General features: G+C 62.0%; 10 protein-coding genes and 1 pseudogene. 2 read left to right on the plus strand and 9 right to left on the minus strand.

Features of this window, described 5'->3' with window-relative positions; translation table 11 throughout:
* Nucleotides 1-124: 124 nt before the first annotated feature.
* Nucleotides 125-655 (plus strand): SRPBCC family protein, encoded by a 531-nt coding sequence (locus tag VEB01_RS13995; RefSeq protein ID WP_324876438.1) that lies wholly within the window; start codon nt 125-127, stop codon nt 653-655.
* A 472-nt stretch (nt 656-1,127) separates the two neighbouring features.
* Here VEB01_RS13995 and VEB01_RS14000 read toward each other — a convergent pair whose 3' ends face one another.
* From VEB01_RS14000 to VEB01_RS14025, 6 genes are all read right to left on the minus strand, one after another.
* Entirely contained in the window at nt 1,128-3,266 is a 2,139-nt protein-coding gene (locus tag VEB01_RS14000; RefSeq protein WP_324876440.1) for an HlyD family efflux transporter periplasmic adaptor subunit, read from the minus strand.
* Nucleotides 3,251-4,588 (minus strand): efflux RND transporter periplasmic adaptor subunit, encoded by a 1,338-nt coding sequence (locus VEB01_RS14005; RefSeq protein ID WP_324876441.1) that lies wholly within the window; start codon nt 4,586-4,588, stop codon nt 3,251-3,253. Before VEB01_RS14005 ends, VEB01_RS14000 begins: the two co-directional genes overlap by 16 nt.
* Nucleotides 4,589-4,597: 9 nt before the next feature.
* The gene (locus VEB01_RS14010) at nt 4,598-5,374 is read right to left on the minus strand and encodes an efflux RND transporter periplasmic adaptor subunit (RefSeq protein WP_324876443.1); all 777 of its coding nucleotides are present in this window, start codon (nt 5,372-5,374) and stop codon (nt 4,598-4,600) included.
* Between the two features lie 11 nt (nt 5,375-5,385).
* A complete protein-coding gene (locus VEB01_RS14015; protein WP_324876445.1) occupies nt 5,386-6,972 on the minus strand; it encodes a TolC family protein in 1,587 nt (528 codons plus the stop codon).
* 103 nt (nt 6,973-7,075) lie between these two features.
* On the minus strand, nt 7,076-13,723 hold the full coding sequence (locus VEB01_RS14020; protein WP_324876447.1) for a DUF4347 domain-containing protein: 6,648 nt from the start codon (nt 13,721-13,723) through the stop codon (nt 7,076-7,078).
* Between the two features lie 61 nt (nt 13,724-13,784).
* A complete protein-coding gene (locus VEB01_RS14025) occupies nt 13,785-14,666 on the minus strand; it encodes a sulfotransferase family protein (RefSeq protein WP_324876448.1) in 882 nt (293 codons plus the stop codon).
* Between VEB01_RS14025 and VEB01_RS14030 the strand changes: the two genes are divergently transcribed.
* Nucleotides 14,665-14,841: a hypothetical protein gene (locus VEB01_RS14030; RefSeq protein ID WP_324876449.1), complete on the plus strand. Its 177-nt coding sequence runs from the start codon at nt 14,665-14,667 to the stop codon at nt 14,839-14,841. The two genes, VEB01_RS14025 and VEB01_RS14030, sit on opposite strands and share 2 nt — an antisense overlap.
* On the opposite strand, the gene VEB01_RS14035 is transcribed toward VEB01_RS14030, so the two are convergent.
* The 3 genes and pseudogenes from VEB01_RS14035 to VEB01_RS14045 all read right to left on the minus strand — a co-directional run.
* Nucleotides 14,823-15,143 (minus strand): DUF6916 family protein, encoded by a 321-nt coding sequence (locus tag VEB01_RS14035; protein ID WP_324876450.1) that lies wholly within the window; start codon nt 15,141-15,143, stop codon nt 14,823-14,825. The genes VEB01_RS14030 and VEB01_RS14035 overlap by 19 nt on opposite strands.
* Nucleotides 15,144-15,211: 68 nt before the next feature.
* On the minus strand, nt 15,212-15,868 hold the full coding sequence (locus VEB01_RS14040; RefSeq protein WP_324876451.1) for a phage tail protein: 657 nt from the start codon (nt 15,866-15,868) through the stop codon (nt 15,212-15,214).
* 760 nt (nt 15,869-16,628) lie between these two features.
* A pseudogene (locus VEB01_RS14045) lies at nt 16,629-16,742 on the minus strand (IS110 family transposase); the annotation flags it as partial.

A 16,742-nucleotide genomic window follows, 5' to 3' on the forward strand; every position in this document is an offset into this window, starting at 1 on the left:
GAACTCGACAACCGGCGGTTTTGTCTACTGAGAATAAGGCGCCTTAATACTCCTTTTCCCGCAAGGAAAGAGCCGAGGTTGTGATTCGACTACGGCTTTACTTTGGAAAATTCAGGGACGAACCATGAGTCTTAGGCTAGGTTCTCGACAAGATGGGTACGGTTTAACCACGACTTGGCATCTCGGAGCACCCAGGGAAACCGTCTGGGATGCCATGTTCGATACTCGGCTTAGTCCTCAATGGTGGCCGTTTATAGAAAACGTCACCGAAATCGCACCCGGAGAACCCTCCGGTGTCGGCTTGGTGCTCCGCTATGTCTGGCGCACCAAGCTTCCATACAAACTATGCATAGACATGGAGGTAACACGCATCGAACGCCCGGTCCTGCTCGAAGCTCGCGCTCTGGGAGAACTCGAAGGGTACAGTCGATGGGAGTTTCGGCCGAATGGCCGCAACGCGAAAGTAAACCACGACTGGAATGTCCACACGAAAAAGGCTTGGATGAATGCCCTGGCACCGATTCTAAGACCGGTATTCGCCTGGAATCATCGCGAAGTCATGAAAGCCGGCGGCGAAGGGTTGGCGCGGTTTTTGGGGGTTCCGCTGCTGGATTTCGGCCACGCTGTCCTCAGTTACGACCGACATGGCGGGTAGTCTCGGCCAGGGATCATTCCGTTCGGACAGGTAAACGCCACGGAAAAAGCGCAACCCGACGCCGTTTTCGACTTCGAGAGTTAGAGCGTTTTTCATTTCGGTCTAGCGAGATCGATATCCCGAAGCGCTGCCCAAGGTGCCGCCGAAGGCGGCCACTCGTTTGGGAGCGGGGAGCCGCCCCGCACGCGGGTTCCTTTCTTTTGCTTGGCCAAAAGAAAGGAACCAAAGAAAAGGCCACCCGGCGGACGCCCTGCTCCTGCGCGTCTCGTCCGGCACCGGGGCCGACCGAAGGCACGTCCGTGTGCCTCGGTCGCAGCGCGGCTTCCTGCCGCGCCCCGTTGGGCGATTCCGGTGCCGGACTCCGATGCTCGGGGCGTCCGAACGGGGCTAAGACCTGTAGCGCCCGCGATAACGGGCGCTACACCAGACCAGAAAATGCTCTAACAGGTCCGAGTAAACATCTATTTCCCGCTTAGAATCCCGACTCCCGAATCAACACTGCAACCGTTTGCCGCCACACCCGCTCCAGGAGACTTCGGGCGACGCCTTCCACCCGCGCCGCGCCACGGATCACCGGTTGAACGCCGGTTGGCGAAAAATCACCCTCGTCGGGCTTGAGGATCAATCGGTAGACCGCCGTTTCTGGAACTAGGGAGGAACCGGATCGGCTGACGGGACGGACCGGCAGCGGACCCTCGTAGAGCGAGGCGAAATAAGGGGGCAGTGCGGCGGCGCTGGCGTGATCGACCCGGATCACATGGCAGTTCACCGGCGGGAGGCTAGGATCATCCGGATAGAAACGCGCCGGCGCCCCCTCCTTGATCAGCAGCAATTCGTCTTCGGCGATATAGGCTTCGAGCATCGGGCGATCGGGATCGACCACCACCATCAAGCGTTCCCCTTCGCCCAGCCATTGCCCGATATCCGCCTGATCGCTCACATCCCGGATGACTCCCGCCATCGGAGCCTGGACGGTCAATTCCCGACGCTGTTCCTGAAAACCGGACAGCTTCGCCGTGGATGTCTCCAGTTGTTTAAGCAGCACCTGGCGTTGCTCCATCAATTTCAGCTCCAGCCCGAAATAGGCCAGTTGCCATTGGAGCAGATCGACCTCTTGGCGCGCTTCGTCAAGCTTGTAGTCGAGGTCCGCGGAACTCAGGACCGCCAGCGGCTGCCCGGCTGTGACGCGTTGGTTATCGCCGGCCAGAAGAGCGTCCAAACGGGCGCCGTGCCGAACAAAGATTTCGGCATAGTTTTCGACCTTCAGCAGCGCGGGAACTTGAACGCCGGTGCGCCAGGGCACGAGCAGCAAGCCCGATAGAAAGACCGCGCAGGCCCAGGTGATCCGGGTCCGACGGGCGTTGAAGGCGTGGGCCGGCAGCCGGCGCCAGACCAGCAGTTCCCGTGCCACGGGCAGTGCGACGAACCAACCGACTTCCACCAGCATGAGCAACAATCCGGCGAGCTTGAAAAAGAAGTGATAGACCAGCAGGGCGATGCCGAGGAACAGAAAAAACCGGTACAGCCAGGTGCACCAGGCATAAACGATGAAGAAACGCGCCCTTCGCGCCGGCAGTCTTTCCGGCGGGGCGTCGGCAATACCGAACAGCAGGCGGCGCAAGTGCCAGCGCGTATACGCGAAAGAGCGCGGCTGTAAATTGTCCACGCCCAGCCAATCGGCCAAGAGGTAATAGCCGTCCAGACGCATGAAGGGGTTCAGATTGATGCCCAAGGTCAACAGCCAACCGGAGGTGGCCAACAAAAACGCGGCGCTCCGCACCGGACCGTCAGGCAGGAAACTCCACAATAAGGTGCAGACGGCCGCGAGTCCCGTTTCCGCGGCGACGCCGGCCCCGGCGATGGCGAGCCGGGGCCGGCGCGCGACAATCTGCCAGGCGTCGCCGACATCGGTGTAGAGCATGGGCCACATGACCATGAAGGCCACGCCCATGGTGGGAATGCGGCAACCGTAGCGGAACGCAGTGAACGCATGCCCCAGCTCGTGGACGATTTTGGCCGCACTGATGGCGGCGGCGTAATAGACCAAACCGGACCAGTCGAAAAAATGCAGGAAGGTACCGATGAACCGCTCCCATTGCCGCGATATCAGATAAAGGCCGATCAGCGCGAGCAGCGCCAGCGTCAGGGCGACGTATCCGGAGTAGATCCAGGCGATGCGGGGGTAAATCCGGGCCAGAAAGCGATGGGGATGGAACAGCGGAACGCGGAAGAATAAATAATTGTGCAACAGCGTGGCCCACGGGCTCCGGCGGGCTTTTTGCGCCTGCTCCAGGAAGCGGCGGCTATCGACGCCGGGCATGCGCAATAAGCTGTGTCGTCCGAGAAATTCCGCAAAGCCGCCGATGTCGTTCGCGCTCACCGTCAGTGTCGTCTGCGTGTTTACGGCCTCGGCGATAGCGGACGGCTCGCCCAGATGCCAACGGGACAGAACCTCGAACTCCCGCCAACCGATACGAAAAAACCGGTTGCTCGCCGGATCGTGCAGGGTCCAGGTCGGCGCGCCATCGACCTGGCGCGGACCGGGAAGGAGCGTGAGTTCCTCGCGCAGCGGCGGCAAACCTTGAGGCTGTCCCGCTATAACCCGAGCCATTGCCGGAGAGCCGCCAGGGGGCGGCGAAACACGTAATAAAACAAAGTAACCCGCTGGCCGTACAGTTTGGCGGTTCCCCTCAAGCCAATTCGGGGCAGGGCCTGGTTTTTCAAGTAGCGTGCTTTAAGGCGGTAGGCCAGGACGTCGTCGGTCGTCACTTCGGCCTGATAGCTCGCCGAATGGAGCCGGGCCTCGATGGGACGCTGGGGCGCGATGTTGAGGAACATCGCGACCTCGGCATTGTCCTCCAGCCGGATAAAGTCGGCCACCGGCAGCCGGATTTCCAATTCCACGTCATGGGGATCGGCGACCATGAGCAAGCGCTCGCCGATTTCCACCGGACGTCCCATCCAATCGTGCTCGTCGCTGAAAATGGCAATGCCGGCGTGAGGCGCTGTCACCCGGGAGCGCACCAGCAGGTCTTCCATATAGCTCACTTCGGCCGCGTGTTGTTCCATGCGCCCCTTGAGAATCGTCAACTCCGCCTTGCTTTTATCGTCGAATACGGCCGACTGGGCCGCGCGGCGATAATCCGCCTCGGCGACGGCCAATGACTTCTTCGCCACCTCCAGCCGGTTTTTCAAGTCGGTGTCTTCCAGGGTCAACAGGAGTTGATCCTTTTCCACCGGCAAGTTGGGCTCAATCTGAAAGTGATCGACCACACCCTGCAACGGCGAGCGCACAATGGTCGGATCGGCCGCCACCACCTCGGCCGGCGCCAGCACCGATTGGCGGATCGGCAGGCAAAAAATCAAAGCCGTGGTCAAAACCAGCCAAAGCGTTTTCCGCCCGATCCGGATATCCCGCCACCATCGACTCCGCGTCTGCAATGCTTGCCAGGCGTGGCCGTAGGCATCGGCCAACTCCCCCAGCAAATGGATCTCCCCTTCGTTCCAGGCTTGGTCTCTGGCTAATAAAAGCGCACCCGGCAAGGGCCCGCCCTTGGCAGGGAAAGGCAGCCAAAGGGCATGGCGGGGCAGCCATCGTTTCCAATCTTCCCGCAACTCCGGCGGCAGATCCTCGGCTTGAAAGGCTGCGGCGTTTTCGCCCGGTCCCTGGCCGAGATGCTCTCCCAGCCGCTGAAGCCATGTCACGTAAGGCGCATGGGGATCGACCAGCGCGATCCCGGACACCGCGGCGACTTTAGATTGTGGCAGGGCCTGCCACAACGCCGCCTGGCGGTATTCCAGCAACTGGCGGGTGTCGTTGACCGCGATGAACGCCAGCTCCGCGAGTTCCGCCGCGTGGCGCGCATTTTTTTGCAGCAGCAACAGGGTGGTCAGCCCGATAAGCTGACGTCGTTCGGCATGGGCCGCATTCACGGGAAGGCTCTAAGGGTGATGGAGGTTGAAGATCGCCTTGCCGCTCATGCCGGGGACCAATTCCGGGGGCTGGCCGGTAATCTGGGCCACTAGCGGTATGGATTGGCTCACGGCGTCGATACGCGCCCCCAAAGTGACGATTTCGGCCACATAGCCCTTGCCGGTTTCCTCCACCTGGACGTTGAACCGTTCGCCGGTCTTGAGCCAGCGCAGCCAAACCGACGGCACGATCAGGCGCAGTTCCAATTGGCGATCGTTGAGGATCTCCATGATCGGGTCGCCGATTTTCACGTATTGATGGGCATGGGCGGAAATCTGCACCACCCGCCCGTCGAAGGGTGCCGTCACCTGGCATTTCGACAGATAGGCTTTGTTCAAGGCGATATCGGCCTGGGCTTCCGCCACCTTGGCCGCCGCCAGTTCCACTTCCAAGCTGCTGATGGATTGCAGCTTGGACAGGCGCGAGTTGACCTCGTAGGTCTTCTGCGCGCCGTGCAGCACCGCCTGGGCTTTGTTCAACTGGGCCTGCTGAACGGCGCAGTCGAAGCCGATCAGGGTTTGGCCGCGCGTGAAACGCTCGCCCTCCCGCACCGTCAGTTGAAGGATCTTGGCGGGCAGTTCCGCCGAGAGGGTCGTGGTGTGACGGGGGTTGAGCTGGGCGCGAATCTCGGGTTGGGGAGGCACCGTAAGCGCCGGGCCGCTGCCGTCTTCCGCCATGCACGGCGATAAGGCGACAACGATCCATAGGCCGGCGGCAATACCGGCGATCCGGGCTGTCAAAGGCACAATCATCTCCCTTAACCGGACGTCCGATCGGAATGATCGAAACGCGAAGAAATGGCGTCACCGCCCTTCTCTTTTCCGTTAATGCCATTTTCGCCCGTCGACCGTGGCGCGGTCTGGAGCTGGGGGAAATGTCCTTGCATCCATTCGAAATCGACCGCTTTGAGCGCCTTGGCCAGCGACTTGACGTCATGCCCGTCCACGGCGTCAGGCAGCGGGTCGATGCCCAGCGAGACGTACAGCTGGCCGGTGGCCGCCTGGACATCGGCAAAGGCTTGGTTGCGCTGGAGCTTGGTGAGCACCGCTTCGACCGATGAGCGTATCCGCTGCAACGGGCTCATGGCCTCGTTCATCACGCTGTTTTCAGTATGTTGATTGATTTTCTGGGTCAAATCGTCGAGTTCCCTCGACCACTCGTATTGCTTTTTGGCTAGACTCAGCTGTTCCTGGGTCAGGTGCACTTGGGTGAGGATGGCCATGTGCGCCGCCAAGCGGCGGGAGTCCGCCAACGCCTTCTGATTGTCGGCATTTTCGATGGCCGCCGGAGCCGACAGCAATTCCATGACGTTCTTGGAAATTTGCGCGCCGATTTCGGCCCAGTTCTGGTTGAGCAGGTACGAGTTGCTGTCGTAATGGCCGCCGAAGTTGACTTCCACACCGGGTAGCAAGCGCAGCAAAGCCTTCCGGGTTTCCGCCACGCTGATGCGGGTCTGGTACATTTCCTGGCGCAATTCCGGACGGAGTTGCAGGGCCAGTTCTTCCATCCGGGTTATGGGCAGGTCCAGCGCCGGCAAGGCCATTTGATCGGGATTTTCCGGTTCGGCCAAAGGCACCGGGCGATTCAACGGCAGGTTGAGCAGCCCCATTAGTTCGGCCTTGGCCATTTTCTGCTGTTCTAGCAGGGTTTCCAGGCGACGGACGATTTCCACCAATGCTCTGCGGTATTGCAGGGCTTCCAGGGGAGATTGCAGTTTTTCCTGTTCCGCTTCCCGCGACAAGGCCAGCGCCTCGCTGGCTTCCTCCAGGACCGGCAGGATCTCGCGTTCGGTCCGTTGCGCGCTGACGGCCCGCCAGTAGGCGTTGCGCACATCCTGCATGAGCTTGTGGGAGATTTTCCGCCGGTTTTCTTCCGCGATCAGGGCGCGGTTGCCTTCCTGCTGGGCTCGGAAATAGCTCACGCCGAAATCCAGAATGTTCCAGCGGAACACCAGGTCGCCCAAATAGCGGGTCCGGTCTTGAGAGGTCGACGTCACCAGGGATTGCTCGCCGGTTTCGATCGCCTTGCTGCTCGATGCGTTGAAATTGGTGCGGTCACGGTAGCCGGCGTCGGCCATCAGTTGGGGCAGCAGATCGAATCGCGCCAGGGTAGCGCCCCCTTCGGCCACCGCCTTTTCCATCATTTTGACGCGGTGGTCCAGGTTATATTTGAGCGCCCGCGCCATCGCCTCGTAAAGGGTTAAGGGTTGCGTGACCGGTTCCTGCTGCGTGAACAAAACGGCCTGGTCTTCCGTTAGCACCGTTTGCCGCTCCTGCAGGCTCAAGGGCTTCGGTTTCAAGCCGCACCCTGACAGCAGCCCCCCGGCCGCCACCGCTAACGCCATCCCCGCTGTCGCCCCCCTGAGGCATCGATTCGACCTGATTCGCATGTGCTTCATTACCTTTCTTTTTCTTATTGAATTTTTTGTAAAAACTATCGCCCCGATCTTATCCGCCGGAAATCTGGGCCAAACTGGCCAACAACGCGCCCCGTTCGCGACTGTAACCGGCGTGATCCCGGAGTTGATCGGTGAACGATACGGTAGCGTCGGCCACATAGGCGCGGTTGCCGGGCCCATCCCAGAAAGCCTTCGGCGAGCCTTTGGGCTTGACGACCACCTTGATGACCACCCTGTTGCCTTTGCCGTCGACCGCGGTGATCACGATCGTAGCCGTTTTGTCGGCCCCCTCCAGCACTTTTATAGCGCCCGTGTCGGGATCGAATTGGATCCAGGAGGGTAATGCGTCACCGTTTTCCTGAGCGGCGTCGAACTGGATTCCCGCAGCGGTGTCCAGGTTGGCGAGTGCATCGGACGGTAGGCCGATAGTGCCGCCCGCCGCGGTTTCGGTAGCGAAGGCGTAGACCGCTGCGACATTTTGCCGGCCGCTCGATCCGCTACTGAAGCCGCTGCTGGAATCACTGCCAATGGCGTTTGTGCCAAATCCGCTGTCCGATCCGTCGCTGCTGCCGATGCCATCGCCAAATCCCCCGCCCACGCCGCCGAGGGCATCCGCGGATGATAGGGTAAGCACGCCCCCCTCCATGGCTTGACGATCGGTAGAGACGGCGCCGTTAAATTCCACAATCTGAACAGAGTTAGTCTGAACAGCGTTGCTGGCGACCTGTCCCGCCCGCACGGTGATGTGCAGGGTATAGCTTTCGGTGCTGGAGTTCTTGCCATCACTGACTTTGAAAACGAGCGCCACTTGCGCCGGTGCCGTCGCGTCTTGAGGAAGGAAGGCTAATTTCCCGGCAACGAGATCAGAGGCATGGATGGTTTGTCCCACCGTTACGTCGCTGCCGTTCAACGTCAACCTGCCGCTCGCGGGCAAACCGGTCACGATGATGCTGTCCAGCGGATCGTCGTCCGCGTCAGCGAAGAGGAAATCTTGCAGGCCGAGCGTGCGGACTTGTCCTCCCGTGACTTCGATGCCGTCGTTAGCCCCGGTCGGCAGGTCGTTCACCGCTTGGACCGTGAGGGCAATGCTGCCGCTGTCGGTCTTGGGTCCGCCGGAACCGCTGTTGCCCTGGTCGGTCACCTGGATGGAAAGGGTGTCGGACCCGTTGTAATTCGTGTTGCCGCGGTAGACGAGCGTGGATAGAGCGGCGTTGATATCGGTTAGGGTACCGGTAAAGATCATGGTCGCATCGGCGGTGCCGTCGCCGGTGGCGAAGGTAAGCCCAGAAGCGGAAGCGAGCGTAATCACCCCATGACCGGCGCTCATCGTCACTCGCACCGTCCCCGATCCCGCGTCCATATCGCTTATGGAAACTCCGGCAATGGTGAGGTTGGTATCCTCGTTCACCGCTTGGCTGCCGGGTACCGATATGGCCGGCGCGTCGTTGGCCGCGGCAACACTGAGCGAACCGGCCGACGTGCCGCTGGAAAAGGCGGTAGTGTCGCCATGACTTGTGGTGTCGACGCGGCTGCCGACGGTGCCGCTGGTTCGGTCCCAGGCACGGAAGGTGAGGGTCGCGGTTTCTCCGTTCTGGTTGTCCGGCACATAGCGAATCCAACTGCCGGCGTCGAGTAACAGCGATTGGCTGGATGACATGGCGCCGAATGCGGTCCAGGCGCCGTTCGCACCGTCGGTGGAGTCGGTGGAGTACTGCCACGCGCCATTGCCGGTCGCCCCGGTCACGGCGACGCCGGGAGTCGCACCGGTGTCGGGATCACCATAGGTGAGGCCACCGATGACCGTCGAGACCCGCACGCCCGTAGTCGGGGTGTTTTCGTCCGTTCCCGCGAAGGTGTAAGTGCCCGCCACGCTCGGCGCGTCGTTGATCGAGGTGGCGGTCACCTGGGTGGTGCTGTTTGCCGTGCCATTGACGGTACCGTCGTTGGGGGTCAGGGTGAACTGGGTGACCACAGTGCCGCCCGACGCCACGTGATTGGCGGTCGGGGTGAATACCAGCCCCTGCAATCGGCTGGTCAACGTGGCGGCATCAGTCGCACCGAGCGTGTAGTTACCGGCGCTCCCGGTCAACCCGGTTCCCGCCAGGGTTCCGTTGGCGGCGGTGTAAGCAATCGTAACGCTGACGTTGTCGTTGTCCGCGTCGCTGATCGTCACCTGGCTGAACGGCTGGATGGTGGCGTTATCGTCGACCGCACCATTAGCGGTGAAAGTGCCCCCTAGCGCGGGGGCGCTGTTGGTGGTTACCGTGATGGCGAAAGCCTTTTCGAAGGCGTTGCCGGCGGCATCGGTGGTGCGAATGCGCACCGAGCGGGACCCGACGGACAGGCTGGCGGGGTCGTTGGCGCGTAGCGTGTCGCCAATGATGTTGAACGAGGCGTTGTCGGTCGAGCCGGCACCCGACACCAGGGTGTAGGTAAAGCCGTCGCCGCTGGTGGCATCGGTGGACGACAAGGTGCCGACGGTGGCATCGGCTCCCGCGTTGGTCTGCACGCTGCTGCCGGACAGCGCCATATCGGTCGGCGTGTGGGCGTTGACGGCATCGGCAGCCTGGCTGATCGCGGTGGCGTAGGCGGTGCTCTGGTTGCCGGCGGTATCCTGCAAGACCAGGCTGACCGGGATGTCGCTGCCTGCCGCCACGTCGGCGCCGCCTTCGCTGACGGTGAACGTGGCGGTGTAGCTGGTGTTGCCTTGCTTGGCCAGGTTCGACAGGGTGAAGCCGCCGATGGAGCCGGAGACCAGGGTGTAATTGTCGCTGTCGCTGGCCACGGTGATAGTGGCGGTCACCGTGTCCCCCACTTTCATCGTGGCGTCGGGAATCGTTACCGCGCTGATGACAGGGGCGGTCGTGTCGATGACCAGGGCTTTGTTGGCACCCAGCGAATTGGCCGCCCCCGGCGTGGCCAAGGTCGGCACGGCGTCGTTGCCGGCGGCGTCCCGGATGGTGCCGCCGTTGAGGGCCAGCGCGGTGGTATTGAGATAATCCAGGTCGGCGCTGGTGTCGCCCGCCTGCACCGTGTAGTTGAAGGTCAGCGTGTTGGTCCCGCTGCCGCCGGCGTAGCCGACGGTGCGGTCAGTGGCCCCCGTCTCCAGAGTCAGTTGCGGCGTGCCGGTCACCGTCACCGCTTCGCTGAATTGCACGGTGACGGCGATGATGTCGCCCGCCTTGTAGCTGCCGTTGGCGGTGGTGGACGAAACGCCGCTCACCGTCGGCGCGATTCCGTCCACCAGAACGGCCGTAGTGCTGCCGACACTGTTCAGCGTCACCGTCATGTCGTTGCCGGCGGCGTCCTTCAGCGTTCCGCCGTTGGCCGACAGCGCGCCGACCGCAATGCCGGTGGTGTCCAGAGTGCCCGCGGCGACGGTGTGGCGGAACACCAGCGCGCTGGAACCACTGCCGGACAGGTAGTTGGCATAGACCGTACCGCCGGTATCCAGCGTCAGCGCGATGCGCGGCGTGCCGCCGCCAGTGGCGACGGTAACGGCTTCCGAGGTGTTGACCGTGAAATCCAGGTTGTCGCCGGCTTTGTAGGTGCCGTTGGCCGGCACGACGACACTGCTCACGGTCGGCGCGACTCCGTCCACCAATACGCCGGTCAGGGTGGGCGCGGTGAAGCTCAGGGTGGCGTCGTTGGCGGCGGCATCCTTGATCGTGCCGCCGTTGAGATCGATCGCTGCGGCGGACAGCGCGATGCCGTCGCCGTCGAGCTCGCCCGCGCCCACGGTGTACTCGAACTTGAGCGACGTAGTGCTCGAAATCCCGCTGTTGTAGGTGGCGTAGACCGTCTGGCTGCTGCCCGACAGCGTGAGCGCCAGCCGCGGTGTGCCGGTCACCGTCACCGCTTCCGAGGCGGCCGCAGTAAACGTCAGCGTGTCGCCGGTCTTGTAGCTGCCGTTGCTTGGCGCCGTGACCGTGAAGGTCGGCGCCACGTCGTCGACGACGGTGATGGTAACCGCCTCTTCGTAGGCGAGGCTTCCGGCGCCATTGTCGGTGGCGCGGAGGCGCGCGCTGTACGTTCCCGCGGTGAGTGCCCCGGCGCCGATCCGCAGTTCGTTCCCGCTGATTGTGAAGGAGCCGTTGTTCGTGTCGCCGATGCCGGCGATGAGGGAGAAGGTGTGGGTCTGCCCCGAGTCCGGGTCCGCCGCCGTGAGGGTCGCAACCGTCGCTCCGGCGCTCGCCGCCGACAGATTGATCGAGGTGGCGCTGAACGAAATGTCCGTGGGCGCTTCGTTGACGTTGTTCAGATTGATGGTCACCGTCCTGGAGTCGTCGGCACCGGTGTCGCCGTCTTCGTCGTCCACCGCAACGGTGAGGGTAAACGTCGGATTGGTCTCGTAGTCCAGCGCGGCGCTGTTCGCCACCGTGATCTCGCCGGTGCTGCCGTTGATGGCGAAAGCGCCGCCGGTGTTGCCGCCGGTGATGCTGAAAATCAGACCGTTGGTGTCGCCGGTCGCCGCTACCGTGCCGATGGACGTGGCATTGGCACTGTTTTCGGCGATGTTGAAGGTTTGCCCGGCGGTGATGGCCGGATTGACGTCGCTCACCGTGACGGTAAACGTGTCGGTAGCCGTCAGCCCACCGCCGTCGGTCACGGTCAGGGTAATCGTCGCGCTGCCGGCGTTATTGCCGGCGGGCGTCACCGTCACCGTGCGGTTCGCACCCGAACCCCCGAATACGATGTTGCCGTTCGGAATCAGCGCGGTGTTGCTGGAACTTCCGGCGACGATCAGGCTGCCGACCGCCGTCTCGGCATCGCCGACGGTGAACGCCAGCGATCCGGTGTTGCCGTTCTCGTTGATGGTCTGGTTGGCGACGTCGGAAATGGTGGGGTTAGTGTTGGACGTCCAGGTGCTGTCCGCCGTGCCGGCATTGGCGAGATTCTCGCCGCCGGTGTTGCTTCCGGCGCCATCGCTGCCGGCACTGTTCCCATTTTGGTTATTACCGCCCTTGCCACCGGCGCCGTAATTGGCGTTGTCGGTCCCGGTGAGATCGACCGTACTGCTCTCGTACTTGAAAGTACCTTTGTTCCAGATGCCGCCGACGCCGATGCCGCCGTTGGCGGCATTGACGGTGTTGCTGGAACCGGCACCGCCGCCGCCAGCCCCCAGGTTATTGGCGACCGTGGTGTTGGCCATGTAGACCGTGGCTCCGGCGGCAATGTACATGCCGCCGGCGGCATGGCCGCCCTGTCCGATCGACGCCGCCTGCGAAGCGCCGGCGCCAGCGCCGCCGCCGCCGATGGTCACGCCGCCGGTACCGGCCGTGCCGCCGTTGCCCCCGGCGGAAAAACCGCTTGCAGTCGAACCGCCCGCACCGCCGGTGGCGCTACCGCCCTTACCGGCCTGGGCTACATACGCATAGTATCCGCCGGTGCCGCCCGTACCAGCTACCCCGTTCGCTCCCGAATAGGAGGCATTGTACGCGCCGCCGTTGCCTCCCCCCTTGCCGCTGAAACCGCCGCCGCCACCGCCGCCATAGCCGTAGCCCGAGCCGCCGCCGTTGCCGCCGCCGCCGGCCGCGACATTGCCCGTTATCACCGAATGGTTGATGGTAACCGTACCCCCGGAGACGAGAATCCCGGCGCCCAGGGCATCGCCGCCGGCAAGACTGTTGTAACTGCCGCCGTCTCCGGAGACAAGGCCCTTGGTGACGGTCAGTCCGTCCAGGCTGACGGTGCCGCTGGTGACAGTCAGCACACGGCTGTTGTAATCGGCGTCCAAGGTCACATCGGGGGTGCCGTTGTCGTCGAGGTCGCCGTCAATCGTCAGATTTTTATTGACGGTGAGTTCGCCGGAGGTGAGGGTTATGGTCATCCCGGCATTGAAAGTAATGGTGTCGCCGGCAATGGCCGAGGAAATCGCGTTGCGCAGACTTCCCGCCCCGCTGTCGGCATTGCTGGTGACGGTGATGATCGCCAAATCGTGGCCATAGGCATCCGTTGCCGTCGCCGAGAACGGCGCGGCCGCTTCGATGGAAGCGGTGGCGATTTCCAACGCCCAGTCGCCGCTCGCGCCGGTGCGGTCGTCGGACGCCGCTACGTCCGCACCGGTCAAGCGCGCAAGCTCGGACACGAAGGCAACGCCCTGTTCGCCGGCGGCGGTGTTGCAGGCGTAAATCAGGATATCGCCGGTTTCTTTCAGGGACTGGCCGATAGATGCCAAGGTGTCGGCGTGATCGGCTAAATTCGAACCGTTCAAATAGGTCCCGCCAAGCCAAAGATCGCCCTCCGAACCGTGGGCGACAACATAGACCGCGTCCAAACCGGAATGGCCGGCGAGATAGCCGGCCATTTGCTGAAGGCCGTCCTGTTGGGCGTCCAGGCGAACGATCTCCACGCCGGAATCGATGCCGGCCAAGAGAGACGATACATCCTGGACGCGCGAATCGATAAAGAGCACGGAAGCGAAGGGCTGGGCGGCTTCGCCGGAATCCGGCGTTTCGGAACTTGCTTCGGGCTCGGGTTGTTGATCGGTATTCTCGGCGTGGGAAGCGGTATCGACGGCTTCCGCCTCGGCTGTCTGAGTTGCGGCATCGGCGGCCGTGGCCGCCGCCGCACCGTCGAACATCATGCGGGGCTCCAGGGCAAACGCGTAAAGGCCCGGCGACTCACGGGGAAACGTTTCCGTCGAATGGTCGTGCCGGGCGGCCCGCCCGCGGGTGAAACGTTCGAATATTCCCATCGTCTTCTCCTCTTGGCTCTTTGCGCTGAACGGCGGCGTTAATCACTTGCCCGGTTCGGTCTCAAGTGTTTTGGGGTCGGGCTTGGCTCGCCTGCCCGGCTTCGGATTTCGCCGAGATCACATTGGCCCGGCTTCGGCCAAGGTCTGTCCAAAAGGATAGCTGAGCGTATTGCTCGAACAGATCCGGCGGCAAAATCGTCGCGCGGGTCCGCATGCCCACCTCGGGACGCACGGTATGCAAGCCACGCATGCCCAAGGCCGAATCGAAATCGGGGGCTTCGTAGCAGACATTCTGGAAGTCATGCTCGAACTCCGGTTCGCCGACGAATCGATAAATGAGCGGTAATACCCGTTGAGGGGCCTGGGCCAGCAATTCGTAATCGACCACTAGCAAGGATCCGGCTTGCTCGCCATAGAACGCCTCCTTCAAAGCCGACCAGGCGAACCCCACCAGGCGGTTGCGTTGGGCCAGCGTTTCCACCCGGCTGTAAACGGTGTTTCGCTCCGCGTCGTCGATGAACAAACGAGTGTTTTCGAAAGGGTCGGCGCGGTACAGGCGTTCGATGCTGTCCATGATCCAGCCGACATTGCGCACGCAGGCGATCACTTTCGCATCGGGGAAAAGGTCGAGCAGCGCCGGGAGTTTGCTGCACCAAAGCCGGCTGGTGTCGAAAATGACCGTTTTGTCGGTCTGGTCGGCGTAGTAGCTCTCGAAAACGCCGCGCAGCAATCGGCGGCGCTGTTCGGTGGTCACCACCGGCCCCCATTCGCTGCCGGCGCTCACTTGGTTGAGCATGGCGGTGAACAAGCTTCCCACCGGGCTGGCCATGCCCGCGTGAAACCGGGGATTCTGCCGCAGGATGGCGGCGAGCAGCGTGGACCCCGATCGGGGCAGGCCGGAAATGAAGTGGAAGCGTGGCAGCGTTTCAGGCGATGGGATCATGTCTTATTTTTTTACAGCGCTTGGCGAACTTCAGGGTGCCGACGGTGATGGTAGCGATGGCAAGATTCTCCCCTGCCGGGCCAAACAGTCTAGCATCGTTTCGATACCCAATCGCGGAACGGCTTTCGGACCCACAGGCGACCGGACATCGGCGGTTCAGCCGAAGCTGATCTGATAGTGACGGGTATCGGGACCGCCCGGAGCTGAGGGGTGGAACAGGGGAGCGATCAGCAGCCCCTCGAACCGGCCGAGCACGGGATGTTCGACCATGTAGATCCCCTGGGGAATCGCCGGTGCCGACGGCCTGCGAAACGCGAGGTTGAACGGCGTCCGGTGGGTGATGCTGGAGGCGAAATAATTCGGATGTTCCTTGGCTTCGATCAGTTCCAGGTCAACGCCGTTGCCCTCCGAGTCGGTGACCCGGAAGATCTGATTCACGGCCAGCGTAAAGACGGCGCAAGTAAGGTCGGCAAGCATGGGGGTATCCTTCGGCGGAAAGAACAGTAACAGTGCGCCGCGTCCGAATCCGGACGCGGCGCTATCGGTCACGGACGTGACGGGAAGATGCCTTGCATGGCGATGATGTAATTGAGAACGAGGTAGGGCTGCATATTATCGATCGTAACCGGCACGTTGACCGAAATCGGAATCGGCTGGCCGCTCCCGGTGTTGTCGACGGTGACCGTGCCGCCGCTGGCCGGAACCGACACCGGGAACGGTTTCAGGGTTGTATTGGGATTGGCGGCACTGTAGATCTGAGCGTTCGGCTGGCCGCCGGGGCTCTGGGTCAGGCTCATCGTGCTGTCGGGAACATTGGTGGTCCCGGTCGTTCCACTGACCGCCGGAATCGCGATATTGATTGACGAACCATTGCCGCTGGGGCTGAAGGCCGCGGAGTGGTTATGGGCCGGCAGATTGTTAATGCCCACGGTTACGGCACCGGTTCCGGTGGCGTTGACGATCGCACTCGCAGAGCCGCCGATACCACCGATATTAGACATATTCGGGGAACCGACCGGCACCCGGTTCCGTAAGTCGGGAAGGGCGAACGTGGTCTGGCCGTTGCCGCCATAAGTGGTTCCGATTAAAGAGAAAAGCGCCGTGTTCTGCGAAATCGACAGCAAGGAGCCATCGCACAGAGCCCATCCCTGGGGAACCCAAGGTATCGGCCATAAAATGATTTGTCCAAGTATTGGATCCATATGTAACCTTTATTTTTGTTGTTGAATTTGAGATCAAGACATTGCTTCTGATGCTGAACTGGTCTGTTATTCCGGTCTCCTCTGATCGTTGTCGTTTTTTTACTTGGAATGAATCCCCTATCCCGCGAGTCGCCCCGTGCCGAGCGGTAAATGGATTCGAGAGGACCGGCATCGGGAGTCCGGACCGCAGGCAGGCTGCGCCCATCGGGAATCGATGCGCCACGGGGTAGTCTGGTGTGCCTTTTTGGTTGCTGTAGTTAGGCCATGGGAATTCGAAGAAATAGCGTGCGCCGCGATGGAGGTTAGCCGTGCCGCCCCGATCCTTCGGCAATTCTAAAAAGCATAGCTCGCATTCGGATAAAGGGGAGATATTGCCCAGCGCAGTGACGAGACCATGTCGTGAAGCGCTGGTCCAGCGGGGTGTCCGCCACCGGCTAGGCCACGCCTGGAATCCGTTGCCGCTTTGAATTTCCGCCGCTGTTTGCTGTACGAGTTACGGGTGAGAAAGGCTGCGAATTCGCCAGCATCGATTTACATTTGAGGATGCCGATACATGGGGCGATGGAACAGGAGGGGAATCGTAGGCTGGAACGAGCGGAAGCGAATCCCGGCAACGGTCTGAAAATGCTGGGTTTCGTACCTCTACCCAGCCTACCGCGCTGATGCGGCTCCTAACGTCGCCACATCCTACGGTGATTTACGCTTATCCTTGCAAGTGCTTCAGCACCTCATCCAGCCCGCGTAGATACCGTCTTTCCAGTCAAGAAGAAATTGCGTAGTTGACTTGATAAGGTTTTCGAGTTTTGAGTACACCGAAGCAGAGGTGGACGAGTTTTCGCATGGCGGCGCCGAGGGCAGCCATTTTGCTTTTGCC

This window comes from Methylocaldum sp., assembly GCF_035627495.1.
Taxonomy (GTDB): Bacteria; Pseudomonadota; Gammaproteobacteria; order Methylococcales; family Methylococcaceae; genus Methylocaldum.